This is a genomic window from Pseudomonas grandcourensis, assembly GCF_039909015.1.
GTDB lineage: Bacteria > Pseudomonadota > Gammaproteobacteria > Pseudomonadales > Pseudomonadaceae > Aquipseudomonas > Aquipseudomonas grandcourensis.
In genome coordinates, this window is record NZ_CP150919.1 from 2,980,266 (window position 1) to 3,005,432 (window position 25,167).

Genomic DNA, 25,167 nt, shown 5'->3' on the forward strand with positions numbered 1-25,167 from the left:
TTCACTTCCTCGGGTCGAAGGCATCGCGAGCGGACTCGCCGATGAACACCAGCAGACTCAACATCAAGGCCAGCACGGCAAAGGCGCTGATGCCCAGCCACGGCGCCTGCAGGTTGGATTTGCCCTGGGCCACCAGTTCACCCAGGGATGGGCTGCCCGCCGGCAGGCCGAAACCGAGGAAGTCCAGGGCGGTCAATGTGCCGATGGCGCCGGTGAGGATGAACGGCATGAAGGTCATGGTCGAGACCATCGCGTTGGGCAGGATATGGCGGAACATGATCGCACCGTTCTGCATGCCCAGGGCGCGGGCGGCGCGCACGTATTCCAGGTTGCGCCCGCGCAGGAACTCGGCGCGCACCACGTCCACCAGGCTCATCCACGAGAACAGCAGCATGATCCCCAGCAGCCACCAGAAGTTGGGCTGCACGAAACTGGCAAGGATGATCAGCAGGTACAGCACCGGCAGTCCGGACCAGATCTCCAGGAAGCGCTGCCCGGCCAGATCGACCCAGCCCCCGTAGAAACCCTGCAAGGCGCCGGCGATCACGCCGATGATCGAGCTGAGTACGGTCAGGGTCAGGGCGAACAGCACCGAAATGCGGAAACCGTAGATCACCCGGGCCAACACGTCGCGGCCCTGATCGTCGGTGCCCAGCAGGTTGTCTGCCGAGGGCGGGGCCGGGGCCGGGACTTTCAGGTCGTAGTTGATGCTCTGGTAGCTGTAGGGAATCGGCGCCCACAGCACCCAGGCGTCCTTGGCCTTGAGCAGTTCGCGGATGTACGGGCTCTTGTAGTTCGCCTCCAGGGGGAATTCGCCGCCGAAGGTGGTTTCCGGGTAGCGCTTGAGCGCCGGGAAGTACCAGTTGTTGTCGTAGTGCACCACCAGCGGCTTGTCGTTGGCGATCAGCTCGGCGCCCAGGCTGGCGCCGAACATGATCAGGAACAGCCACAGCGACCACCAGCCACGCTTGTTGGTCTTGAACAGTTCGAAGCGTCGGCGATTGAGAGGGGACAGGTTCATCTCAATGCTCCCGGCTTTCGAAGTCGATGCGCGGATCGACAAAGGTGTAGGTGAGGTCGCCGATCAGTTTCACCACCAGCCCGAGCAGGGTGAAGATGAACAGCGTGCCGAACACCACCGGGTAATCACGGTTGATCGCCGCTTCGAAACTCATCAGGCCGAGGCCGTCGAGGGAGAAGATCACCTCCACCAGCAACGAGCCGGTGAAGAAGATGCCGATGAGGGCCGAGGGGAAACCGGCGATCACCAGCAGCATGGCGTTGCGGAACACGTGGCCGTACAGCACGCGGTGGTTGGTCAGGCCCTTGGCCCTGGCGGTGATCACGTACTGCTTGTTGATTTCGTCGAGGAAGCTGTTTTTGGTCAGCAGGGTCATGGTTGCGAAGTTGCCGATCACCAGTGCGGTCACCGGCAGCGCCAGGTGCCAGAAGTAGTCGAGGATCTTACCGCCCATGCTCAGTTCGTCGAAGTTGTTCGAGGTCAGCCCGCGCAAGGGGAACCAGTCCAGGTAACTGCCGCCGGCGAACACCACGATCAACAGGATGGCGAACAGGAACGCCGGGATCGCGTAGCCGACGATGATCGCCGAGCTGGTCCAGACGTCGAAGTGGCTGCCGTGCCGCGTGGCCTTGGCGATCCCCAGCGGGATCGACACCAGGTACATGATCAGCGTGCTCCACAGCCCGAGGGAAATCGACACCGGCATTTTTTCCTTGATCAGGTCGATGACCTTGGCGTCGCGGAAGAAGCTGTCGCCGAAATCCAGCGACGCATAGTTCTTGACCATGATCCACAAGCGTTCCGGCGCCGATTTGTCGAAGCCGTACATGTGCTCGATTTCCTTGATCAGCGCCGGGTCCAGGCCCTGGGCGCCGCGATAGGCGGAGCCGGCCACAGAGACTTCGGCACCGCCGCCAGCGATGCGGCTGGTGGCGCCTTCGAAACCTTCAAGCTTGGCGATCATCTGCTCCACTGGCCCGCCCGGGGCGGCCTGGATGATCACGAAGTTGATCAGCAGGATGCCGAACAGGGTCGGAAAGATCAGCAACAGTCGCCGAAAAATGTACGCCAGCATCTGATTACTCCGTGCCCGCAGGATCGGCCTGCAGTGTGGTTTCGACTTCTATCGCCGGCTTGATATCGGGCTTGACCCACCAGGTGGCCGTGCCGATGTCGTACTTGGGCGAGACCTTGGGATGGCCGATGTGGTTCCAGTACGCCACGCGCCAAGTCTTGATGTGCCAGTTGGGTATTACGTAATAGCCCCATTGCAGCACCCGGTCCAGTGCACGGGCGTGGGCTACCAGGCTGTTGCGCGAATCGGCGTTGATCAGTTGCTCGACCAGTTGATCGACCACCGGATCCTTCAGCCCCATGGAGTTGCGGCTGCCGGGCTTGTCGGCGGCGTCCGACATCCAGAATTCCCGCTGTTCGTTACCCGGCGAGTTGGATTGCGGGAAGCTGCCGACGATCATGTCGAAATCCCGGGAGCGCACACGGTTGATGTACTGCGAGACGTCGACCCGGCGAATCACAAGGTCGATGCCCAGGTCGCTCAGGTTGCGCTTGAACGGCAGCAGCACCCGTTCGAATTCGGTCTGGGCCAACAGGAACTCGATGACCACCGGTTTGCCGGTGGCGTCGACCATCTTGTCATCGACGATGCGCCAGCCGGCCTCCTGCAACAGTTGATAGGCTTGCCGTTGCTGGGCGCGGATCATGCCGCTGCCGTCGGTAGTCGGGTTCTGGAACGCTTCGTTGAACACCTGCGGCGACAGCTTGGCGCGGAACGGTTCGAGGATCGCCACCTGATCGGCATCTGGCAGGCCGGTGGCGGCCATTTCCGAGTTCTCGAAATAACTGCGGGTACGCGCGTAGGCACCGTTGAACAGTTGCTTGTTGGTCCATTCGAAATCCAGCAACAGCGACAAGGCCTGGCGCACACGCACATCCTGGAACACCGAGCGGCGCATATTGAACACGAAGCCTTGCATGCCGGTGGGGTTGCCGTTGGGAATCTGTTCCTTGACCAGTCGACCTTCGGTGACTGCCGGAGTGTTGTAGGCATTGGCCCAGTTCTTCGCGGTCATTTCCAGCCAGTAGTCGAACTGTCCGGCCTTGAGCGCTTCCAGGGCGACGGTGTTGTCGCGGTAGTAATCGGTGGTCATCACGTCGAAGTTGTAGAAGCCGCGATTGACCGGCAGGTCCTTGCCCCAGTAATCCTTGACCCGCTCGTAACGCACCGAGCGTCCGGCCTTCACTTCGCTGACCTTGTACGGGCCGCTGCCCAGCGGGATTTCCAGGTTGCCCTTGTTGAAGTCGCGGTCGGCCCACCAGTGCTTGGGTAGCACCGGCAACTGGCCGAGGATCAGCGGCAGTTCGCGGTTGTTGGTGTGCTTGAACTTGAACAGCACGGTCAGCGGGTCTTCGGCGATCGCTTCGGCCACGTCGTTGTAGTAGCCGCGGTACATCGGTGCGCCGTCCTTGGTCAGCATCTGGAAGCTGAATACCACGTCCTCGGCGCGAATCGGATGGCCGTCATGGAAGCGTGCTTCGGGGCGCAGGTAGAAGCGCACCCAGGCGTTGTCCGGGGATTTCTCGATCAGTCGGGCGATCAAGCCGTACTCGGTGAACGGTTCGTCCAGGCCTTGCTTGGCCAGGGTGTCGTAGATCATGCCGATATCGTCCGCCGGCACGCCTTTGCTGATGAAGGGGTTGAGGCTGTCGAAGCCGCCGAAACCGGCCTGACGGAAAATCCCGCCCTTGGGCGCGTCGGGATTGACGTAGTCGAAGTGTTTGAAATCGGCCGGGTATTTCGGCGGTTCGTTATACAGGGTCACGGCATGTTGCGGGGCGGCGCTGACCAGCCCGGCGAACAGCAGACCGCAGGCCTGCAAGAGCAGGGCACGGATGGGTTTCATTGATCTTTCTCCGAAGATTTCAGCCACCACGCGTTCAGGCCCAGAGTGTAGGGCGGCGTGGTGACGAAGGCGAGCCGGTTGCGGTACGCCAGACGGTGATTATTGAGGTACCAGTTGGGAACGATGTAGTGCTGCCACAGCAGCACGCGGTCGAGGGCCTTGCCGGCGGCGACCTGCTCATCGCGGGTCTGGGCGGCCAGCAACTGGTCGAGCAAACGGTCGACCACCGGGTTGGCAATGCCAGCGTAATTCTTGCTGCCCTTGACCCCGGCCTGACTGGAGTGAAAGTACTGCCATTGTTCCAGGCCCGGGCTGAGCGTCTGGTTGAGGGTCATCAGAATCATGTCGAAATCGAACTGGTCGAGGCGCTGCTTGTATTGCGCGCGATCGACCGTGCGTAGTCGCGCATCGATGCCGATGCTGGCCAGCGTCTCGACGTAAGGCTGGAGGATGCGTTCGAGGTTCGGGTTGACCAGCAGCAGTTCCAGGCGCAACGGCTGTCCGGCGGCGTTTTGCAGGCGCTGGCCATTGAGTTTCCAGCCAGCTTCGGCGAGCAAGCCGAGGGCTTTGCGCAGTGTCTCCCGGGGAATGCCGCTGCCGTCGGTCTGCGGCAGGCTGAACGGTTCGGTAAACAGCCTGGCCGGCAGTTGCTCGCGATAGGGCTTGAGCAACAGCCATTCATGCCCGACCGGCAACCCGCTGGCCGAGAATTCGCTGTTGGGGTAATAGCTCATGGCGCGTTGGTAGGCGCCGCCGAACAGCGTGCGGTTGGTCCATTCAAAATTGAACATCAGCCCCAGGGCTTCACGGACCTTGGCATCCGAGAAAGCCGGACGGCGGCTGTTCATGAACAGGCCCTGAGTCTGGGTCGGGATCTGATGGGGTATCTGCGCCTTGATCACCTCGCCGCGGCGTATGGCGGGGAAGTTGTAGCCGGTGTCCCAGTTCTTTGCCTGATGCTCGATATAGATATCGAATTCACCGGCCTTGAATGCCTCGAACGCCACGTCGCTGTCGCGGTAGAACTCGACTTCCATGCGGTCGAAGTTGTACTTGCCGCGATTGACCGGCAGGTCCTTGCCCCAGTAATCCTTGGCCCGTTCGAAGACGATCTGCCGACCTGGCGTGACCGAAGTGATGCGATACGGCCCGCTGCCCAGCGGCGGCTCGAAAGTGGTGGCCTTGAAGTCGCGGCCTTTCCAGTAGTGCTGCGCCAGCACCGGCATTTCACCCAGGCGCAGGATCAGCAGCGGATTGCCGGCACGCTTGAACACGAAACGGATGCGCTGCGGGCTGAGGATGTCGACCCGCGACACTTCCTGAAGGCTGGTGCGGTACAGCGGATGGCCTTCCTTGAGCAGCACGCGATAGGAGAACGCGACGTCGTAGGCGGTGATGGGCGTGCCGTCATGGAAGCGTGCTTCAGGACGCAGGTTGAACACCACCCAGCTGCGGTTCTCGTTGTACTCCACCGATTGGGCGATCAGGCCATAGCTGGACGCGGGCTCGTCGCCCGAAGGCGCGTACTGCCCCGTGCCGACCATCAGCGGCTCGTTGAGCTCGTTGATGCCGTACTGCAGGAAACTCGGCGTGGTGACCGGGCTGGTGCCCTTGAAGGTGTAGGGGTTGAGCGTGTCGAAGGTGCCAAACGCCATGACCCGCAACGTACCGCCCTTGGGCGCTTGCGGGTTGACCCAGTCGAAGTGGGTAAATCGGGCCGGGTACTTGAGCGTGCCGAACTGCGCATAACCATGGCTTTCGCTGATCGTCGCGCTTGCGGTGCAGCTCAAGGCCAGGCTGATCAGGAAGAGGAGGGGACGCTTCAAATAGGGGATCCGGTCCGGGCGGCTTGGGCTTTGTGGACCGTACAGTAACAGCTTGTATGGGCAGGAAAAAGACGGGGGGTAAATGCGCAATATCGGCCGGGCCACAATCAGGTTTTGTGCTGCCCATAAAAACTGCGCAGACACAAAAAAGCCCCTGGATTCAGGGGCTGTTTTTTAATGCGGATTGGCCACCGTCAACATCTGGCCAGGCTTGAGCGCCTGGCCGACACGCGGGTTCCAGCGCTTGAGGTGTTGCATCTCTACGTTGAAGCGCTTGGCCACGATGTACAGCGAGTCGCCTTGCTGGACCTTGTACGTGGTCTGCTGCTTCTTGGCATTGGCTGCAATCACGGTGTTGACGCGCCCGGAGTTGCGTTTGCCGGTGTCCTGCATGACCAGGGTCTGGCCGGGCTTGAGGTTCTTGCCGGTCAGCTTGTTCCAGCGTTGCAGGTCCTTCACGTCGACGTTGTTGGCCTTGGCGATGGAGCCGAGGCTGTCACCCCGTTTGACCCGGTAGGAACGCTTGAGGCTGGCGACCTGGGTGTCGTCGGCACCTTCGAAGACCGGCTTGAGCGATTTCTTGCTGATCAGTTCTTCAGGACGCATGGTCTGCAGGCTGCTGGTCAGCAGTTGCGCCTTGGAGGTCGGGACCAGCAGGTGCTGCGGGCCGTCGATGGTGGTGCGTTGCTTGAAGGCCGGGTTGAGCTGGAACAGTTCGTCTTCGTCGATGTTGGCGACTTCGGCAACCTTGGACAGGTCCATGCGCTGGTTGATTTCGACGACCTTGAAGTAAGGTTCGTTGGCGATCGGGTTGAGGTTCACGCCGTAGGCTTCAGGCGCCATCACCACCTGGGACAGTGCCAGCAACTTCGGCACGTAGGCCTGGGTTTCGGAGGGCAGCGGCAGGTTCCAGTAGTCGGTCGGCAGGCCGAGGCGTTCGTTGCGCTCGATGGCCCGGCTGACGGTGCCTTCACCGGCGTTGTAGGCCGCCAGGGCCAGCATCCAGTCGCCGTTGAACATGTCGTGCAGGCGAGTCAGGTAATCCAGCGCGGCGGTGGTCGACGCGGTGATATCGCGACGGCCATCATAGAAACGGGTTTGTCGCAGGTTGAAGTAACGCCCGGTGGACGGGATGAATTGCCAAAGACCCACCGCGTCGGACCGGGAATAGGCCATCGGGTTGTAGGCACTTTCAATCACTGGCAGCAGGGCCAGTTCCAGTGGCATGTTGCGTTCTTCAAGGCGCTCGACGATGTAGTGAATGTAGAGGCTGCCACGTTCGCCGGCGTTTTCGAGGAAAGATGGATTGCTGGCGAACCACAGGCGCTGTTGCTCGATGCGTGGGTTGACGCCCAGCCCGTCCTGCAGCTGGAAGCCTTGGCGCATGCGCTCCCAGACGTCCTGGGGAATTTGCGGGCTGGGTTTTTCGCTGAGCCAGATCGGCTTCTGCTTGGCGCGCGCGGCGATGTTCTGCGTGTGCGCCGCATCGGTCTGCGGCGCATGGCTGGAACAGCCCGCCAGGGTGGCGGACACAGCCACCGCTATGGCTTGAGCCAAGCGGGTCAATGCGTCTGAACTGATGGCTTTGCGAATAGGTGACGACATTGGCTGGAAGTAAGTTCCGGGCAAAAATGTCGGGCGATTCTAGAAAGCGCACCCTGCGCGGTCAACCTTTCAGAATTGTTGCAATCTTGAGAAGTCCCTTTAGAACCTGTCTTTCCACGCTCGAAGCGCAGCAAAAACCATATCGGGCACCGAGTTATCGGTGCCGGTCCGTTCGTCCGCTTTTTCTTTAACGGATGTTTCACCGGAGCGCAAAAACGGATTTGTGAGCTTTTCCAGCGCCAGTGTCGAGGGCAGCGTCATGATGCCGGATTCCCGTTGGTGGGTGACTTTGGCCAGGCGTTCGGCGGTGTGCGGATTGTTCGGTTCGACGGCCGCGGCAAACTTCAGGTTGCTGAGGGTGTACTCGTGGGTGCAGTAGACCAGCGTGTCATCCGGCAACCCGGCCAGGCGTGTCAGCGAGCTGTACATTTGCTGTGGCGTGCCTTCGAACAGGCGTCCGCAGCCGGCGGCAAACAGTGTGTCGCCGCAGAACAGCAACCCGTGGTGGTAATAGGCGATATGCCCCAGGGTGTGGCCAGGGACCGCGAGGACGTCGAAGTCCCAGCCGAGCACGCTGACCTTGTCGTTGTCCTTGAGCGCAACGTCCCGCGCCGGGATCGTTTCGCTGGCCGGGCCATAGACTTTCGCGTCCGTCGCTTTTTTCAGCTGTTCGACGCCGCCGACGTGGTCATGATGGTGATGAGTGATCAAAATATCACTCAGTACCCAGCCCGGATTGGCCGCGAGCCAGGCTTGGACGGGGCCGGCATCACCCGGGTCGACGACCGCGCAGCGCTTGCTGCCGTGGTCTTGTAACAACCAGATGTAGTTGTCGGTGAAGGCGGGCAGGGCAGTGATCTGTATCATCGTCGGATTCGCCAAGCGGAAAACATTGGCGCATCTTAGAACTTCCTGGCGCGTTGGAGAATGCAATGACTGATAAAGCGTTCGCACAAGCCGATCCTGACTGGCTGGCGTTGATCAGCGCCGCCCGCGAGTGGCTGGCCGGTCCCCTCGGGCAATTTCTGCTGGACGAAGAGCGGCGCATGCTCGAAGACGAGCTCGGGCGGTTCTTTGGTGGCTATCTGGTGCATTACGGTCCCTCGGCCCAGACCCCGCCGTCGGCCCCGCAGGTACAGCGCAATGTGCGCCTTGGCGCGCCGTTGCCCGGGGTCGAAATCGTTTGTGAGGAACAGGCCTGGCCGCTGAGCGAGCATGCCGCCGATGTGGTGGTGCTGCAGCATGGCCTGGATTTCTGCCTGTCACCCCACGGTCTGCTGCGCGAGGCGGCAAGCAGCGTACGCCCTGGCGGGCATTTGCTGATCATCGGCATCAATCCCTGGAGCAGTTGGGGCCTGCGCCATGTGTTTGCCCAGGATGCGCTGCGCAAGGCGCGCTGCATTTCGCCGTCGCGGGTCGCGGACTGGCTGAACCTGCTGGGCTTCGCGCTGGAGAAACGCCGCTTCGGGTGCTATCGTCCGCCGCTTGCGTCACCGGCATGGCAGACCCGCCTGGCCGGTTGGGAGCGCAAGGCCGGTGACTGGCAATTGTCGGGTGGTGGCTTCTATTTATTGGTGGCGCGCAAGATCGTGGTGGGCCTGCGACCGGTCCGTCAGGAACGACGCGAACCGATGGGCAAGCTGATCCCGTTGCCGATGGCCAAGGTCAACCGGCGCAACATCGAACCGTAATACACACTTTTCATTTGCGGCCGGGCCTGTCCCGGCTTCGGGCGTCGTCGGTCAGCGATCGGCGGGCCAGCGCATTTTCTGGATAGATTGGTATGAGCGATAGCGTAGAACTGTTCACCGACGGCGCCTGCAAAGGCAACCCGGGCCCTGGCGGCTGGGGCGCACTGCTGGTGTGCAAGGGCGTCGAAAAGGAGCTGTGGGGCGGCGAAGCCAATACCACCAACAACCGCATGGAACTGATGGGCGCGATCCGTGGCCTGGAAGAGCTCAAGCGTCCCTGCGAGGTGTTGCTGGTGACCGACTCCCAGTACGTGATGAAAGGCATCAACGAGTGGATGGACAACTGGAAGAAGCGCGGCTGGAAAACCGCGGCGAAGGAACCGGTGAAAAACGCTGACCTGTGGAAGTTGCTCGACGAGCAGGTCAACCGCCACAAGGTCACCTGGAAATGGGTGCGCGGACACATTGGCCATCACGGCAACGAACGGGCCGACCAGTTGGCCAACCGTGGTGTCGATGAAGTGCGTGGGTACAAGCAGGGCTGATCAACCTCCCGTACGGTGAGCATGTTAAGATTCGCCCTTTTGCACGATTGACCGATTGAGAGCTGAGCACTGATGGCCACCAGATCCGTTGTACTCGACACCGAAACCACCGGCATGCCGGTGACCGACGGCCACCGGATTATCGAAATCGGTTGTGTCGAGTTGATCGGCCGACGCCTGACGGGCCGGCACTTTCATGTGTACCTGCAACCCGATCGCGAAAGTGACGAGGGCGCCATTGGCGTCCACGGCATCACCAATGAATTCCTCGTGGGCAAGCCGCGTTTTGCCGAGGTGGCCGAAGAGTTCTTCGAGTTCATCAAGGGCGCGCAGCTGATCATCCATAACGCGGCGTTCGACGTTGGCTTCATCAACAACGAATTCGCCCTGATGGGCCAGCAGGACCGCGCAGACATCACGCAGCACTGCTCGATCCTCGACACCCTGATGATGGCCCGGGAACGTCACCCGGGGCAGCGCAACAGCCTCGACGCCCTGTGCAAACGCTATGGCGTCGACAACTCCGGCCGTGAACTGCACGGCGCCTTGCTCGACTCCGAGATTCTCGCCGACGTTTACCTGACCATGACCGGGGGGCAGACCAGTCTGTCACTGGCCGGCAACGCCTCCGATGGCAATGGCTCGGGTGAAGGGGCGGACAACTCGGCCACCGAGATTCGCCGTTTACCGGCGGACCGCCAGCCGACGCGCATCATCCGCGCCAGCGAAGACGACCTGGCCCGCCACGCGGCGTGCCTGGAAATCATCGGCAAATCCGCGGGTGCCCCGGCGTTGTGGGTGCAGTTGGCTGAGGCTGAAGCGCAGGCGTAGATGTTTCGAAACGAGGCTGCGATCTTTTGATCTTCGAATAACTGCACCGCTGGCATGCATCTGATGACCCATTTCAGGGCATCCCGCTCGCCACATCCTCTGCAACACTCTACCCTGAGGTGATTGGCAGGCTCTGGTCTGCCGCCTCAGGACACTGAGCCTCATGTACAAAGACTTGAAATTCCCGGTCCTGATTGTCCATCGCGACATCAAGGCCGACAGCGTCGCCGGCGACCGCGTGCGGGGGATAGCCCGGGAGCTGGAGCAGGAGGGGTTCAGTGTCGTTTCGGCGGTGGACTACACCGAAGGACGGCTGGTGGCGTCGACCTACCATGGCCTGTCCTGCATGTTGATTGCCTCTGAAGACGCCAGCACCCATTCCCATTTGTTGCAAAACATGGCCGAACTGATCGGTCTGGCGCGGGTGCGGGCGCCGGATCTGCCGATCTTCGCCCTGGGTGAAAAGGTGACCCTGGAAAACGCGCCCGCCGACGCCATGGCCGAGCTCAATCAGTTGCGCGGCATTCTTTACCTGTTTGAAGACACGGTGCCCTTTCTCGCCCGGCAGGTGGCACGCGCCGCGCGCAAGTACCTCGATGGCCTGTTGCCGCCGTTTTTCAAGGCGTTGGTGCAACACACGGCGGATTCCAACTATTCCTGGCACACCCCCGGTCACGGCGGTGGCGTGGCGTATCACAAAAGTCCGGTCGGGCAGGCGTTTCACCAGTTTTTCGGGGAAAACACCCTGCGCTCGGATCTTTCGGTGTCGGTACCCGAGCTTGGCTCCTTGCTCGATCACACCGGCCCCCTGGCTGAAGCCGAGGCCCGCGCGGCACGTAATTTCGGCGCCGATCACACCTTTTTCGTGATCAATGGCACCTCCACGGCCAACAAGATTGTCTGGCACTCGGTGGTGGCCCGCGATGATCTGGTACTGGTGGATCGCAATTGTCACAAGTCGGTACTGCACTCGATCATCATGACCGGCGCGATCCCGCTGTATCTGTGTCCGGAACGTAATGAACTGGGGATCATCGGCCCGATTCCCCTGAGCGAGTTCAGCCGCGAATCGATCCAGGCCAAGATCGACGCCAGTCCGCTGACCAAGGGGCGTTCACCGAAGGTCAAGCTCGCGGTGGTGACCAATTCGACCTATGACGGCCTCTGCTACAATGCCGAGCTGATCAGGCAGCAACTGGGCAATAGCGTCGAAGTGTTGCACTTCGACGAGGCCTGGTACGCCTATGCGGCGTTTCATGAGTTCTTTGCCGGGCGTTACGGCATGGGCACCTCCCGTGATGAACACAGTCCGTTGGTGTTCACCACCCATTCGACCCACAAGTTGCTGGCGGCCTTCAGCCAGGCTTCGATGATTCACGTGCGCGATGGCGGTGCGCGGCAACTGGACCGGGATCGCTTTAACGAAGCGTTCATGATGCACATCTCGACCTCGCCGCAGTACGGCATCATCGCCTCGCTGGATGTGGCGTCGGCGATGATGGAAGGGCCGGCCGGGCGTTCGCTGTTGCAGGAAATGTTCGACGAAGCCCTGAGTTTTCGTCGGGCGCTGGCCAATTTGCGCCAGCACATTGCCGCCGATGACTGGTGGTTCTCGATCTGGCAACCGCCTTCGGCGCAAGGCATCGAGCGGGTCGTCACCGAGGACTGGTTGCTGCAGCCCGATGCCGACTGGCACGGCTTTGGCGGCTTGACCGACGACTATGTACTGCTCGACCCGATCAAGGTCACGCTGGTGATGCCGGGATTGACCGCCGGTGGCGCCCTCAGCGAGCGCGGGATTCCGGCGGCGGTGGTCAGCAAGTTCCTCTGGGAGCGTGGCCTGGTGGTCGAGAAGACCGGGCTGTATTCGTTCCTGGTGTTGTTCTCCATGGGCATCACCAAGGGCAAGTGGAGCACGCTGCTCACCGAGCTGCTGGAGTTCAAGCGCAGCTACGACGCCAACGTCAGTCTGGCCAGCTGCCTGCCCTGCGTGGCGCAAGAGAATGTCGCGCGCTATCAAGGCATGGGTCTGCGGGATCTGTGCGATCAGTTGCATGCCTGTTATCGCAGCAATGCCACCGCCAGGCACCTCAAGCGCATGTACACAGTACTGCCGGAAGTCGCGATGAAGCCGGCGGACGCCTATGATCAGTTGGTGCGGGGTGAAGTCGAAGCGGTGTCGATCGATGCGCTGGACGGGCGGATCGCCGCGGTGATGTTGGTGCCGTACCCACCCGGCATTCCGTTGATCATGCCGGGTGAGCGTTTTACCGAGTCGACCCGCTCGATCATCGATTACCTGGCGTTTGCCCGCACGTTCGATAGCAGTTTTCCGGGGTTCGTTGCTGATGTGCACGGATTGCAACACGAAGATCAGGGCAGTGGACGGTGCTACACCGTCGATTGCATCAAGGAATGAGGACCTTTCCCAGTATGCAGCCGGTTATAAATCCGAATTATCCAGGGTTGTCGGTACGGGTTGCCGACGAGGGTTTTGCCGCCTATATCTGGGGCAGTGATTTCAGTTTTGAAGTCGCGGCCTACGGTGCGGCACAGATAGGAGCGCCGGTGGCACAGTGGCCGGTCACCCCGATCACGCCTTATCGCAAGTGCTACGGCATCGACCCCGAGGAATTCAGCAGCTATCGCGATGCCGCCGACAGCGCGATTTTCATGGCGTATCTGGATGACCAGCCCGTGGGGCACCTGGTGGTCAGCACCAACTGGAACGGTTTTGCCCATATCGACGAACTGGCGGTGCATGCGCCGGCCCGACGGCATGGCGTGGCCAAGGCCCTGCTGGATGTGGCGCAATTCTGGAGCCGCAAGAAAAAACTCCCGGGCATCATGCTCGAAACCCAGAACAACAACCTTGGGGCCTGCCGGCTCTATGAGCGTTGCGGTTACGTGATTGGCGGGATCGACCACCTGCGCTATCGCGGCATCGACCCGAACACCGCCGAAGTGGCGCTGTTCTGGTATCGATTGTTCGAAAACCCGCTGGAAAACTCGCTCAGTTCGCCAGCATCGCCGCGGCTTGTTCCGTGACAATGGCCAGCAGCGCCTGAACCGCCGCAGAGGGTTCGGCGTTTTTCAGGGTCAGGGCATAGAGACTGATCGGGACCGCCGGTGCCAGCGGGCAGGCGTCCAGTCCCGAGGCTTTGGCGCCGAGGGCGGTGAAGGGGTCGACGATGGCCAGGCCTTCACCGGCCTCGACCATGCTGCGCATCATCTGATGCGTCTGGACCCGGGTCTGAATCACCGGGGCAGGGCGCAAACCGTGCAGTTTGTTTTCCAGTGCCGGGCTGAGCGGGTCGTGCCCCTCCAGGCCGATCATCGATTGGCCGGCCAGATCCTGCAGTGAAATGTATTTCTGTTTCGGTTGCAGCCAGCCATGGGGGGCGAGCAACTGGAGTTTGCCCTGGGCAATCACCTGGCATTCGAGGTCGGCGTGATCGGGGGCATGCAGGCTCAGGCCCAGATCGCTTTCACGCAGCAGCAGGCTTCTGACGATGTCGCGGGTCGGCTGGCTCAGCAGTGTGCAAGGCGCCTCGGGCAGGCGTCGGCGCAGGGCCGCGATGCTGTATGGCAACAATTGATTGGCCAGAGGCGGGGTGCAGATGATGCGCAGCGGCGGCGCCAGGTATTGCCTGAGGCTGTTGGCCAGGCGCTGCACCGGTTCGAGCGCGTCGTAGACCCTGGCAATTTCCACCTGCAGTTCCCGGGCTTCACGGGTGGCCTGCAATCGCCCGCGAACGCTGGCGAACAGCATGAAACCCAACTGATCCTCGGCGTCGCGCAGCAAGCGCTCGACTTCGGCCACCGGCAACTGCAGCCATTCGGCGGCGGTGCCCAGGTGACCGGTCTGCAAGAGCGCCTGGATCACTTCGATATGGCGTAAGCGCATGCGTGAAGTCCATGTTCAGCAGGTGGAGGAGTCAGTGGCTGAATCCTACCCCAAGTCCGCGCATATGACTTCTGCTCATAACGACGGGTTATGAAACGCTGGCGGTTTGCGGTTCGCGGGTAATGGTCACGCCGGTTTGCACCAGCATGAATTCATTGTCGTCGACCTTGTTGACACGGTCGCCAATGGCCAGCTTGTAGGTGGTGACAGGGCCTGAACCGCCTACCGCCGGGGTGGAGTCCTGGAACTCGTGCACCGAATAAATACGGCCTTCCGCGTCTCTTGCATGGAACTGACCGACGAGTACTGCTGCCATCTGCTTAGAACCTCTGGAGATAAATCACTCAATTTACGGCACTGTAGACCGTGCTTGAGGGAGGTAAGTTTTCCTACAGGAAAAAAATAGTCAGGGACGGTGTTTTCGGTCGCCCGCTGCTTGAATCGTCATCTATAACTACAAGCTCTTCCTATCGGACAGTCGAGAAACTCTTATGAGCAACGTCTATACGATCGCCGTCGTGGTCGGCAGCTTGAGAAAGGAATCGATCAACCGCAAGGTCGCACGGGCCCTGGCGGAGCTGGCGCCGGCCAATCTCAAGCTCAATATCGTCGAAATCGGCGATCTGCCGCTCTATAACGAAGACATCGATGGCGCTTCACCGCCGGCAGCCTACAGCACTTTCCGACAACAGGTGAGCTCATCCGACGCGGTGTTGTTCGTGACCCCGGAATACAACCGTTCGGTGCCGGCGCCGTTGAAAAATGCGATTGACGTCGGTTCTCGCCCTTATGGCAAGAGTTCGTGGAGTGGCAAGCCCGGCGCCGTTATCAGTGTTTCGCCGGGGGCCGTCGGCGGGTTTGGTGCCAATCACAACCTGCGTCAATCGATGGTGTTTCTGAATGTGCCGATGATGCAGCAGCCGGAGGCCTATCTGGGGAACGCCGGTTCGGCATTCGACGAGGCGGGCAAGCTGTCCGAGTCGGTCAAGCCGTTCTTGCAGAGCTTCATCAATGCCTATGGGCAATGGGTCGAGCAGCACAAGAAAGTTTGAGGTTAATTGACCAACGCTTTGTCCTGCGAAGTGCTGGCCAATCGGCTGCAAATCATCGTTTCCATTTCCGACAGCCAGGCGGCAGTCTGCTCTGCCGCCGGTTGTGCCGTGACGCAATAGCGGCGACCGCCCCAGGCCATGATGATCCAGGCGTGAACGGTCGGGGCCGATGGCAGCATCGGCAAATCATTGCAGGCTGCAAAGGCTTCGCGCCACTTTTGCGACAGTTCTTCATACACCCTTCGATGGTGCTTGGGTTCGGCGATCTGATGCTCGATGAGCGACACCGCATGGTTGAACAGGGGTTGTCGGGCGTCGTCAGGGTCGCAGGTCAGGCGCACAAGGCGCTTGATGCGGGATTGCCAGTCAAGGTCGGTTGGCTGGATGACGTCTTGATCCATTTGCGCCAGCAAGATATCCAGGCGATGCCGGATGTAACCCGACAGCAGGGCCTCCTTGCTCGGGAAATAGTCATACAGCGTGCCAATCGCCACGCCGGCTTCCAAGGCCACTTCGCGGGTGGTCAGGCCTGACCAGCCATCTCGCTGCCAAATCCGAACAAAAGCCTCGTAAATCGCCTCGACGGTGAAAACCGCCCGGGCCTGACTCGGCCGCTTCAGCGGCTTGGCGCGGGAATTGAGGGTGGGCAAGCCGCCCTTGGTGTTTCCGAACCCACGCTTCATCGGCTGTCATTACTCTTGAGTGACCCGCCACTGTGTCGCAGCAGGAGTCCGAACATGCAAGATTTCACCACGGTAACACGCCTGATTACCCGTAAAAACGCCCTGGACCAGAGCCGAATAGAGCAGGAGCAACGTAGCCTGATTCCGGCGGACGGCGAGGTGATCTTGAAGATTGATCGTTGCGCATTGACCACTAACAACATTACGTACGCGGCTTATGGCAATTCCATGAACTACTGGGGATTCTTTCCTACAGGCCTGGCGGATTGGGGCCACGTCCCGGCTTGGGGGTTTGCCGACGTCATTGCGTCAAAGGTGGACAGCATCGAGGTGGGCGAACGTTTCTACGGTTACTTTCCGCTGGCCAGCCACCTGTGGATGCGCCCGGAGCGGGTCACCGAGCGTGGCTTTTACGATGGGGCCGAGCACCGATCGGGGCTGACCTCGGCGTACAACCAATACACACGTTGCAGTTGGGATTTGTACTACCGCCCTGAAACCGAGAATCTGCAGATTCTGCTCAAGCCGTTGTTTCTGACCTCATCGATGCTGGCGGACTTCCTGCAGGACAATCGGTTTTTCGATGCGACCCGCCTGGTGTTCTCCAGCGCTTCCAGCAAAACCGCCTACGGCACGGCAGTCTGCCTGGAAAATCATCCGCAACTGGAGCGTGTGGCACTGACGTCCGCCGGCAACAAGGCGTTTGTCGAAAACCTTGGCTGTTACGAACACGTGGTGTCCTATGCCGAGTTGGCCAGCCTCGCCAATGACCGTCCTACGCTGTACGTGGACTTTTCCGGCGACCTGAATCTGCGTGATCAGATCCACCAGCACTTTGCCGGGCAACTGGTCTACAGCTGCTTCGCCGGCTCTGCGCAAAGTACTGATGAGGCACGGCTGACGGCTATCGAGGGGCCGCAACCGGTGTTCTTTTTTGCGCCGATCCAGATCCGCAAGCGCAATGCCGAATGGGGGCCGGAAGGGGTCAGCCAGCATGTCGGCGAAGGGTTGAAGCGGTTTTTTCAGCAAGTCACGGAAAGTGAAAAGCCATTGCTGGAGGTCATTGAAAGTCGGGGTTACGAGGCGGCGCAAAGCGTCATTTCCCGCTTGTTCCATGGCCAGGTCCCACCTGTCGAGGGGCATGTGATTCGCTTGTGATGTGATTCGGCGAGGTTTTCCGTTTAGGCCAGCTCATACACAGCAAAGCTCAACCCTGTCCCGGCACATTCGGCCAAAGGTCCGCCACCAGAAACAATCGCTCGGCTTCTTCCCAGTCACCGCTGGCATTCTCCGTCAGGCGCACCAGCAGTTGTGCCGGTGCCAACGGGTCCAGGTCATTCAGCCAGGCCTGCATCTGTCCGGGGTTCCAGGTGTGTTCCGCCGAATAATGCGCCGGCGCCAGCCAGGCGTGGCGGGGCAGGGGTTGCCAGCGACCGGGCGGGCTCTGGGCCAACAGCGCCGGCCAATCCTTTTGATGCAACCAGCGACCGCGCAAATGCTGCGGATGGGCACCCGACGGCGAGGCGGCCTGTCCGGGCCACGGGTACAGCAAGTAACCCCCGAGCCACAAATGCGCGCTGAAGGCCTGAATATCCAGCGCCGCCAGTACTTCACGGCTCTCGGGGCGAGCGGAAATCGGCAATTGATGCTGGCTCAGGTGCGCCAGTTTGCGGTCGAGCCGGTCGTGACAGCCCGGGCCCAGCCACTGGGCGGTGTCGTGTCCGTCGCCGGATTGCGGGCCGAGGTAGAGCTTGATCGCCAGTTCCAGGTGATGCACGCCGTTGCGGTCGCGCAGCAGCATGTCCAGTTCACCCAGGGTGTGCCCCTCGCGGCGAATCGGCAGGTTGGCGGCAATCAGTTCTATGCCCGGTGCATGCTGCACGGCGAATTGCCAGAGGCGTTCGTAATACAGGCCCAGGCGTCGGGTGCGGGCCTGGGCCAGCCAGTGCAACAGGCCATAACTGTCCCGATCCAGCTGCCGCAGCCAATGCTCCAGCCGATCCGGTGCCTGCACCCAGTCGCTGCCGGCCAGCGGGTGGCGCTGTGGCCACGGGGTTTCGTTCAGCATGGGCGGCGCGAGGATGACCCACGCCAGGTCACGCACTTCGGGATGGCGTAACTGATGGGGCAGGTGGAGCAAATCGGGAAATAGCATCATCTTGCGAGCATAGCCTGAAACCCGGGCACACCCTTGAAGCTGAAAGGATTTTGTCTACGGGCGGCTTTCGCCCATAATCGTGGTTTTCGCCGCCACGCAGATCCCCGCAGGAGCCCCATGGAGCAATTTCGCAATATCGGCATCATCGGTCGCCTGGGCAGTTCCCAGGTGCTGGATACCGTCCGCCGACTGAAACGGTTTCTGCTCGATCGTCACCTGCACGTGATCCTCGAGGACACCATCGCCGAAGTGCTGCCAGGGCACGGCTTGCAGACCTCGTCGCGCAAGATGCTCGGCGAAGTCTGCGACATGGTCATCGTGGTCGGTGGCGACGGCAGTCTGCTCGGCGCGGCCCGGGCACTGGCCAAGCACAATATTCCGGTGCTCGGCATCAACCGCGGCAGCCTGGGTTTCCTCACCGACATCCGTCCCGACGAGCTGGAAACCAAGGTCGCCGAAGTGCTGGACGGCCACTATCTGGTGGAAAACCGCTTCCTGTTGCAGGCCGAGGTCCGCCGCCACGGCGAGGCCATCGGCCAGGGCGATGCCTTGAACGATGTGGTGCTGCACCCCGGCAAATCCACGCGAATGATCGAATTCGAGCTGTACATCGACGGCCAGTTCGTCTGCAGCCAGAAGGCCGACGGCCTGATCGTCGCCACGCCGACCGGTTCCACCGCCTATGCGCTGTCCGCCGGTGGGCCGATCATGCATCCCAAGCTCGACGCTATTGTGATTGTGCCGATGTACCCCCATACCTTGTCGGGTAGACCGATCGTGGTCGATGGCAACAGTGAGCTGAAAATCGTCGTGTCCAAGGATATGCAGATTTACCCGCAAGTCTCGTGTGACGGGCAGAACCACTTTACCTGCGCGCCGGGCGACACCATTACCGTCAGCAAGAAAGCCCAGAAACTGCGGCTGATCCATCCGCTGGACCACAACTACTATGAAGTCTGCCGGACCAAGCTCGGCTGGGGCAGCAAGTTGGGGGGTGGAGGCGACTGATGCTCGATCCCGCGCGTAGCTACGACCTGATCGGTGACGTGCACGGTTGCGCTCTGACCCTGGAGCACTTGCTCGACCGACTCGGTTATCAAAAGCAGGGTGGCGTCTGGCGACATGCTTCGCGCATGGCGGTGTTCGTCGGCGATATCATCGACCGCGGCCCGCGGATTCGCGAGGCACTGCATATCGTCCACGACATGGTCGAGGCCGGCCAGGCACTGTGCATCATGGGCAACCATGAGTTCAATGCGCTGGGCTGGAGCACGCCGGCGCTGCCCGGCAGCGGCAAGCAGTTCGTGCGCGAGCACACGCCGCGCCATGCCCGCCTGCTGCACGAAACCCTGACCCAGTTCGAACACCATCCGGGTGACTGGCACGACTTCCAGCAATGGTTCTACAAATTGCCATTGTTCGTCGATGCCGGGCGTTTTCGCGTGGTCCACGCCTGCTGGGATGCCGGGCTGATCGAGCCGCTGCGCGCGTTGTTTCCCAACGGTTGCGTCGATGAGCACTTTCTCCAGGCCTCGGCGGAGTCGGGCTCCTTTGCCTGCACCGTATTCGACCGGCTGCTGCGCGGCACGGACATGCGCTTGCCCCATGGCCTGACCATGACCAGCGGCGACGGCCTGGTACGTTCGTTCTTCCGGACCAAGTTCTGGGAAGACGATCCGAAAACCTACGGCGACATCGTGTTCCAACCGGATGCACTGCCGGAGCCCGTGGCCATGACGCCACTGTCGTCCACCGAAAAGAACAGTTTGCTGCGCTATGGCATCGATGAGCCGCTGTTGTTCGTCGGCCATTACTGGCGCAGCGGCAAGCCGGCACCGATCCGGCCGAACCTGGCCTGTCTGGATTACAGCGCGGTGCTGTACGGCAAACTGGTTGCCTACCGACTGGACCAGGAAACCCGCCTGGATCCGCAAAAATTCGTCTGGGTCGATGTCGAGCGGCCGGAGGTGCTGCAATGAGTGCTGTAGCGGTATTGCGTCTGCCCCTGGCGGTGGACTTGAGCGGGTTCGTCACCTTGCTCAAACGCATGCAGGTGCCCCACCGGGTCAGTGAAGAAGCTGGCGAGCAGGTGCTGTGGGTGCCGGACAACATCAGTGAAGACGTGCGTGCGCTGTACGAACGTTTTCCGGCGGGTGACCCCGATCAGCAGCTGGACATTCCGGTGGCGCAAACCGTCAAGCGCCCGGGGTTCGTCGAGCAGTTGAAATACGCCAGGGCCACCGCGCTGGTATTGCTGCTGAGCCTGATCGTCGGCGCGGTGACCATGCTGGGCGACAACCTTGAAACGATGCGCTGGCTGACCTTCCTCGAATTCCGCGTGGTCGGCGAGTACCTCCACTTCACGCCACTGGCCGACAGCCTGGCGGCGGGACAGTGGTGGCGCCTGGTCACGCCGATGCTGATCCACTTCGGCATCCTGCACCTGGCGATGAACGGCATGTGGTACTGGGAGCTGGGGCGGCGCATTGAGTCGCGCCAGGGCAGTATCAACCTGATCGGCCTGACCTTGCTGTTCAGTCTGGTGTCCAACTTCGCCCAGTATTTCTTCAGCGGTCCGACCCTGTTCGGCGGTTTGTCCGGCGTGCTGTACGGCCTGCTCGGGCATTGCTGGATCTTCCAGCTGCTGGCGCCGAACCCGGCTTATCGCCTGCCCCGTGGCGTGCTGGTGATGATGCTGGTGTGGTTGCTGCTGTGCCTGTCCGGGCTGGTCTCGATGATCGGCTTCGGCGAGATCGCCAACGCGGCCCACGTCAGCGGGTTACTCATCGGATGCTTCACCGGTTTGTTGGGCGGTTTGTATAACCGCCGTAAACTGGCCGCCTAATTTAAGAACATGCAATAAAGAGACGGAGACCCAATGTCCTCTTTTAACGAAATGATCAAGAACATCACCCACGAGATCTACGAGAGCCTGAAACTGGCCGTGGAAATCGGCAAATGGTCCGACGGTGGCAAACTCACCGCCGAACAACGCGAGCTGTCGCTGCAGGCGATGATCGCCTGGGAAATCCAGAACCTGCCCGAGGACCAGCGCACCGGCTATATGGGCCCGCAGGAATGCAGCTCCAAGTCGATTCAAGTGCCCAATATCCTGTTCAAGTCGGATGCCATCCATTGATCGAGCTTGGCCGCGGTGCAATCAGCAAAATGTCGGCGCGCCTGGACGGGCCGAACGTGCAATATGCTTTCCGTCTGGGCGAAACCGAGGTCCCGGTCAATCCGTTGATCGGCACCACGGTGCGCCTGGAATACCTGGGGGCGATCCACTGCACCCATTGCGGACGCAAGACCAAGACCAGTTTCAGCCAGGGCTACTGCTACCCGTGCATGACCAAACTGGCCCAGTGCGACGTGTGCATCATGAGCCCGGAGCGCTGCCACTTTGACGCCGGAACGTGTCGGGAGCCGGAGTGGGGCGAGAAGTTCTGCATGACCGACCATGTGGTGTACCTGGCCAACTCGTCGGGGGTCAAAGTCGGGATTACCCGCGCGACCCAGTTGCCAACCCGCTGGCTCGACCAGGGTGCGAGCCAGGCCTTGCCGATCATGCGCGTCTCGACCCGCCAGCAGTCCGGTTTTGTCGAGGATCTGTTCCGCAGCCAGGTGGCCGACAAGACCAACTGGCGTGCTTTGCTCAAGGGCGATGCGGCGGCGGTGAACCTGGCCGAGGTCCGCGATCAACTGTTCGACAGCTGCGCTGAAGGCTTGCTCGGGCTGCAGCAGCGATTTGGCTTGCAGGCGATCCAGCCGGTGACCGACGTCGAACCCCTGGAAATCCGCTACCCGGTCGAGCAGTACCCGGCGAAGATCGTCAGCTTCAACCTGGACAAGAACCCGATTGCCGAAGGCACGCTGATGGGGGTCAAGGGCCAGTACCTGATCTTCGATACCGGCGTGATCAATATTCGTAAATACACGGCTTACCAGCTCGCCGTGCATCAGTAAGGACTCCAGCATGCGCACCGAACAACCGAAGATGATCTACCTCAAGGACTATCAGGCGCCCGAGTACCTGATCGACGAAACACACCTGACCTTCGAGTTGTTCGAGGACCACAGCCTGGTCCATGCGCAACTGGTGATGCGCCGCAACCCCGAGCGTGGCCCGGGCCTGCCGCCCCTGGTGCTGGACGGCCAGCAGCTGGAACTGCTGTCGGTCACCCTGGCCGACCAGGCGCTTTCCGAGGCGCAGTACCAGTTGACCGAGAATCACCTGACCCTGCACCCGACCAGCGCTACCTTCACGGTCGACACCAGCGTCCGGATCCACCCGGAAACCAACACCGCGCTGGAAGGCCTGTACAAGTCCGGCACGATGTTCTGCACCCAGTGCGAGGCCGAAGGCTTTCGCAAGATCACCTATTACCTCGACCGTCCGGACGTGATGAGCACCTTCACCACCACGGTCGTCGCCGAACAACACAGCTATCCGGTGCTGCTGTCCAACGGCAACCCGATCGCTTCCGGTCCTGGCGAAGAGGGCCGGCACTGGGCGACCTGGGAAGACCCGTTCAAGAAACCGGCGTACCTGTTTGCGCTGGTGGCCGGTGACCTGTGGTGCGTCGAAGACAGCTTCACCACCATGAGCGAGCGTAACGTGGCGCTGCGCATTTATGTCGAGCCGGAAAACATCGACAAGTGCCAGCATGCAATGAACAGTCTGAAGAAATCCATGCGTTGGGACGAAGAGGTCTACGGTCGCGAGTACGATCTGGACATCTTCATGATCGTCGCCGTGAATGACTTCAACATGGGCGCCATGGAGAACAAGGGCCTCAACATCTTCAACTCCAGCGCCGTGCTGGCCAAGGCCGAAACCGCTACCGACGCCGCGCACCAGCGGGTCGAGGCGATTGTCGCCCACGAGTACTTCCACAACTGGTCGGGTAACCGCGTGACCTGCCGCGACTGGTTCCAGCTGTCGCTGAAAGAAGGCTTCACCGTGTTCCGCGATGCCGGTTTCTCCTCGGACATGAACTCGGCCACGGTCAAGCGCATCCAGGATGTGGCGTACCTGCGCACCCACCAGTTCGCCGAAGACGCCGGCCCCATGGCCCACGCCGTGCGCCCGGACAGCTTCATCGAGATTTCCAACTTCTACACCCTGACCGTGTACGAAAAGGGCTCGGAAGTGGTCGGCATGATCCACACCCTGCTCGGTGCCGAAGGCTTCCGCAAAGGCAGCGACCTGTACTTCGAACGCCACGATGGCCAGGCCGTTACCTGCGATGACTTCATCAAGGCCATGGAAGATGCCAATGGTGTCGACCTGACCCAGTTCAAGCGCTGGTACAGCCAGGCCGGTACACCGCGTCTGGCGGTGAGCGAGTCCTACGACGCAGCCGCGAAAACTTACAGCCTGACCTTCCGCCAGAGCTGCCCGGAAACCCCGGACAAGGTGCAAAAACTGCCGTTTGTGATCCCGGTCGAGCTGGGCCTGCTGGACAGCAAGGGTGGCGAGATTGCCCTGCGTCTTGCCGGTGAAGTCGCAGCCCAAGGTACAACCCGGGTCATATCCGTGACCGAAGCCGAGCAGACTTTCACCTTTGTCGACATCGCCGAACAACCGCTGCCGTCGTTGCTGCGCGGCTTCTCGGCGCCGGTGAAGCTGAGCTTCCCGTACAACCGCGACCAGTTGATGTTCCTGATGCAGCACGACAGCGACGGCTTCAACCGTTGGGATGCTGGTCAGCAACTGTCGGTGCAGGTGCTGCAAGAGCTGATTGCCCAGCAACAGAAAGGCGAAGCGCTGGTACTCGATCAGCGTCTGGTGTCGGCGCTGCGCACGGTGCTCTCGGATGAGTCGCTGGATCAGGCCATGGTCGCCGAAATGCTCTCGCTGCCAAGCGAGGCGTACCTGACCGAGATCAGCGACGTGGCGGATGTCGATGCCATTCACACCGCCCGTGAATTTGCTCGCAAGCAATTGGCCGAGGCGTTGTTCGAAGGTCTGTGGCTGCGTTATCAAGCCAATCGCGAATTGTCGAAGCAGACGCCGTACGTGGCCGAAGCCGAGCACTTTGCCCGTCGTGCCTTGCAGAACATTGCGCTGTCGTACCTGATGCTCAGCGGCAAGCCGGAAGTTGTGGCGGCGACTCTGGAGCAGTTCGATGCGTGCGACAACATGACCGAGCGCCTGACCGCGCTGGCCGTGCTGGTCAATTCTCCGTTCGAATCCGAGAAGGCCAAGGCGCTGGCCAGCTTCGCCGAGCACTTCAAGGACAACCCGTTGGTCATGGACCAGTGGTTCAGTGTCCAGGCGGGCAGTGTGTTGCCTGGTGGCCTGGCACGGACCAAGGCGTTGATGCAGCACCCGGCGTTCAACATCAAGAACCCGAACAAGGTACGGGCGCTGGTCGGTGCGTTTGCCGGGCAGAACCTGATCAACTTCCATGCGGCCGACGGTTCGGGGTATCGCTTCCTCGCTGATCTGGTGATTGAGTTGAATGGCTTCAATCCACAGATTGCTTCTCGGCAGTTGGCGCCGTTGACTCGCTGGCGCAAGTACGACAGTGCTCGTCAGGTTTTGATGAAGGGGGAGCTTGAGCGGATTCGGGCTTCGGGGCAGTTGTCCAGTGATGTGTTTGAAGTGGTCAGCAAGAGTTTGGCTTGAGTCTGTTGTTGACCTTGGCGGCCTTCGGGCCGACCAGGCTCTTGGTTGATTGAGTACATATCCGTTTCTGCGGTAATGGCGGCTGGCGGTTTCGCCCTTACGGCGAGTCCCTTTTGGCAAACGCCCCAAAAGGAACCAAAAGGTCTCGCCCTTACGTACGGCCCCTCGCTTAGGCTCGGGGTTCCTTCGCTGCGGTATTCATCCGGGGGCATTGCCCTCCGGTCGGCTTCGCTTCGACCTACATGCAATGTGTTCGACTGCGTCGAACGGCGCTGCGCGCCAATCCCCAGATA

At 61.1% G+C, this 25,167-nt stretch carries 23 protein-coding genes; 13 read left to right on the forward strand and 10 right to left on the reverse strand.

Features of this window, described 5'->3' with window-relative positions; genetic code table 11:
• Nucleotide 1: 1 nt before the first annotated feature.
• From AABM52_RS13455 to gloB, 6 genes are all read right to left on the reverse strand, one after another.
• Nucleotides 2–1,021, reverse strand: coding sequence for an ABC transporter permease (locus AABM52_RS13455; RefSeq protein ID WP_347912231.1), 1,020 nt, complete (start codon nt 1,019–1,021; stop codon nt 2–4).
• 1 nt (nt 1,022) lies between these two features.
• Nucleotides 1,023–2,096 (reverse strand): microcin C ABC transporter permease YejB, encoded by a 1,074-nt coding sequence (locus tag AABM52_RS13460; RefSeq protein ID WP_347912232.1) that lies wholly within the window; start codon nt 2,094–2,096, stop codon nt 1,023–1,025.
• Nucleotides 2,097–2,100: 4 nt separating this feature from the next.
• Nucleotides 2,101–3,942, reverse strand: a complete 1,842-nt coding sequence (locus tag AABM52_RS13465) for an extracellular solute-binding protein (RefSeq protein ID WP_347912233.1) — start codon at nt 3,940–3,942, stop codon at nt 2,101–2,103.
• Entirely contained in the window at nt 3,939–5,768 is a 1,830-nt protein-coding gene (locus AABM52_RS13470; protein ID WP_347912234.1) for an extracellular solute-binding protein, read from the reverse strand. Before AABM52_RS13470 ends, AABM52_RS13465 begins: the two co-directional genes overlap by 4 nt.
• Nucleotides 5,769–5,942: 174 nt before the next feature.
• Complete coding sequence (locus AABM52_RS13475) at nt 5,943–7,373, reverse strand: LysM peptidoglycan-binding domain-containing protein (protein WP_347912236.1); 1,431 nt, start codon at nt 7,371–7,373, stop codon at nt 5,943–5,945.
• Nucleotides 7,374–7,472: 99 nt separating this feature from the next.
• Nucleotides 7,473–8,240, reverse strand: a complete 768-nt coding sequence (gloB, locus tag AABM52_RS13480; RefSeq protein ID WP_347912237.1) for a hydroxyacylglutathione hydrolase — start codon at nt 8,238–8,240, stop codon at nt 7,473–7,475.
• Nucleotides 8,241–8,305: 65 nt separating this feature from the next.
• Here gloB and AABM52_RS13485 point away from each other — a divergent pair, with 65 nt between their 5' ends.
• The 5 genes from AABM52_RS13485 to AABM52_RS13505 all read left to right on the forward strand — a co-directional run bounded on the left by AABM52_RS13485 (nt 8,306) and on the right by AABM52_RS13505 (nt 13,488).
• The gene (locus AABM52_RS13485; RefSeq protein ID WP_007988453.1) at nt 8,306–9,064 is read left to right on the forward strand and encodes a class I SAM-dependent methyltransferase; all 759 of its coding nucleotides are present in this window, start codon (nt 8,306–8,308) and stop codon (nt 9,062–9,064) included.
• 92 nt (nt 9,065–9,156) lie between these two features.
• Nucleotides 9,157–9,609 carry a ribonuclease HI gene (rnhA, locus tag AABM52_RS13490; RefSeq protein ID WP_007979123.1) on the forward strand — a complete coding sequence of 151 codons (453 nt, stop codon included), beginning with the start codon at nt 9,157–9,159 and terminating at the stop codon, nt 9,607–9,609.
• Nucleotides 9,610–9,681: 72 nt separating this feature from the next.
• A complete protein-coding gene (dnaQ, locus tag AABM52_RS13495; RefSeq protein ID WP_347912238.1) occupies nt 9,682–10,440 on the forward strand; it encodes a DNA polymerase III subunit epsilon in 759 nt (252 codons plus the stop codon).
• Between the two features lie 163 nt (nt 10,441–10,603).
• Nucleotides 10,604–12,859 (forward strand): arginine/lysine/ornithine decarboxylase, encoded by a 2,256-nt coding sequence (locus AABM52_RS13500; RefSeq protein WP_347912239.1) that lies wholly within the window; start codon nt 10,604–10,606, stop codon nt 12,857–12,859.
• A 14-nt stretch (nt 12,860–12,873) separates the two neighbouring features.
• On the forward strand, nt 12,874–13,488 hold the full coding sequence (locus AABM52_RS13505; protein ID WP_347912240.1) for a GNAT family N-acetyltransferase: 615 nt from the start codon (nt 12,874–12,876) through the stop codon (nt 13,486–13,488).
• On the opposite strand, the gene AABM52_RS13510 is transcribed toward AABM52_RS13505, so the two are convergent.
• Both AABM52_RS13510 and AABM52_RS13515 read right to left on the reverse strand, forming a co-directional pair.
• A complete protein-coding gene (locus tag AABM52_RS13510) occupies nt 13,454–14,347 on the reverse strand; it encodes a LysR substrate-binding domain-containing protein (RefSeq protein ID WP_347912241.1) in 894 nt (297 codons plus the stop codon). The two genes, AABM52_RS13505 and AABM52_RS13510, sit on opposite strands and share 35 nt — an antisense overlap.
• 88 nt (nt 14,348–14,435) lie before the next feature.
• Nucleotides 14,436–14,663, reverse strand: coding sequence for a hypothetical protein (locus AABM52_RS13515; protein WP_347912242.1), 228 nt, complete (start codon nt 14,661–14,663; stop codon nt 14,436–14,438).
• 175 nt (nt 14,664–14,838) lie between these two features.
• On the opposite strand from AABM52_RS13515, the gene AABM52_RS13520 reads away from it, so the two are divergent.
• Nucleotides 14,839–15,399 (forward strand): NAD(P)H-dependent oxidoreductase, encoded by a 561-nt coding sequence (locus AABM52_RS13520; RefSeq protein WP_347912243.1) that lies wholly within the window; start codon nt 14,839–14,841, stop codon nt 15,397–15,399.
• A 2-nt stretch (nt 15,400–15,401) separates the two neighbouring features.
• Here AABM52_RS13520 and AABM52_RS13525 read toward each other — a convergent pair whose 3' ends face one another.
• Nucleotides 15,402–16,082 (reverse strand): TetR/AcrR family transcriptional regulator, encoded by a 681-nt coding sequence (locus AABM52_RS13525; RefSeq protein ID WP_347912245.1) that lies wholly within the window; start codon nt 16,080–16,082, stop codon nt 15,402–15,404.
• A 54-nt stretch (nt 16,083–16,136) separates the two neighbouring features.
• On the opposite strand from AABM52_RS13525, the gene AABM52_RS13530 reads away from it, so the two are divergent.
• Nucleotides 16,137–17,240: a DUF2855 family protein gene (locus AABM52_RS13530; RefSeq protein ID WP_347912247.1), complete on the forward strand. Its 1,104-nt coding sequence runs from the start codon at nt 16,137–16,139 to the stop codon at nt 17,238–17,240.
• A gap of 49 nt (nt 17,241–17,289) precedes the next feature.
• On the opposite strand, the gene AABM52_RS13535 is transcribed toward AABM52_RS13530, so the two are convergent.
• Nucleotides 17,290–18,240 (reverse strand): DUF1853 family protein, encoded by a 951-nt coding sequence (locus AABM52_RS13535; RefSeq protein ID WP_347912248.1) that lies wholly within the window; start codon nt 18,238–18,240, stop codon nt 17,290–17,292.
• A 117-nt stretch (nt 18,241–18,357) separates the two neighbouring features.
• Between AABM52_RS13535 and AABM52_RS13540 the strand changes: the two genes are divergently transcribed.
• The 6 genes from AABM52_RS13540 to pepN are packed head-to-tail and all read left to right on the forward strand — an operon-like array spanning nt 18,358 to nt 24,874.
• Nucleotides 18,358–19,248 carry an NAD(+) kinase gene (locus AABM52_RS13540; protein WP_008016128.1) on the forward strand — a complete coding sequence of 297 codons (891 nt, stop codon included), beginning with the start codon at nt 18,358–18,360 and terminating at the stop codon, nt 19,246–19,248.
• Complete coding sequence (locus AABM52_RS13545) at nt 19,248–20,219, forward strand: metallophosphoesterase (protein WP_347912249.1); 972 nt, start codon at nt 19,248–19,250, stop codon at nt 20,217–20,219. Before AABM52_RS13540 ends, AABM52_RS13545 begins: the two co-directional genes overlap by 1 nt.
• Nucleotides 20,216–21,085 (forward strand): rhomboid family intramembrane serine protease, encoded by an 870-nt coding sequence (locus tag AABM52_RS13550; protein ID WP_347912250.1) that lies wholly within the window; start codon nt 20,216–20,218, stop codon nt 21,083–21,085. The genes AABM52_RS13545 and AABM52_RS13550 overlap by 4 nt, the downstream gene beginning before the upstream one ends.
• Before the next feature lie 33 nt (nt 21,086–21,118).
• On the forward strand, nt 21,119–21,379 hold the full coding sequence (locus AABM52_RS13555) for a DUF1315 family protein (protein WP_347912252.1): 261 nt from the start codon (nt 21,119–21,121) through the stop codon (nt 21,377–21,379).
• Nucleotides 21,376–22,206 (forward strand): DUF2797 domain-containing protein, encoded by an 831-nt coding sequence (locus tag AABM52_RS13560; protein ID WP_347912254.1) that lies wholly within the window; start codon nt 21,376–21,378, stop codon nt 22,204–22,206. Before AABM52_RS13555 ends, AABM52_RS13560 begins: the two co-directional genes overlap by 4 nt.
• Nucleotides 22,207–22,216: 10 nt before the next feature.
• The gene (pepN, locus tag AABM52_RS13565) at nt 22,217–24,874 is read left to right on the forward strand and encodes an aminopeptidase N (protein WP_347912256.1); all 2,658 of its coding nucleotides are present in this window, start codon (nt 22,217–22,219) and stop codon (nt 24,872–24,874) included.
• Nucleotides 24,875–25,167 lie beyond the last annotated feature (293 nt).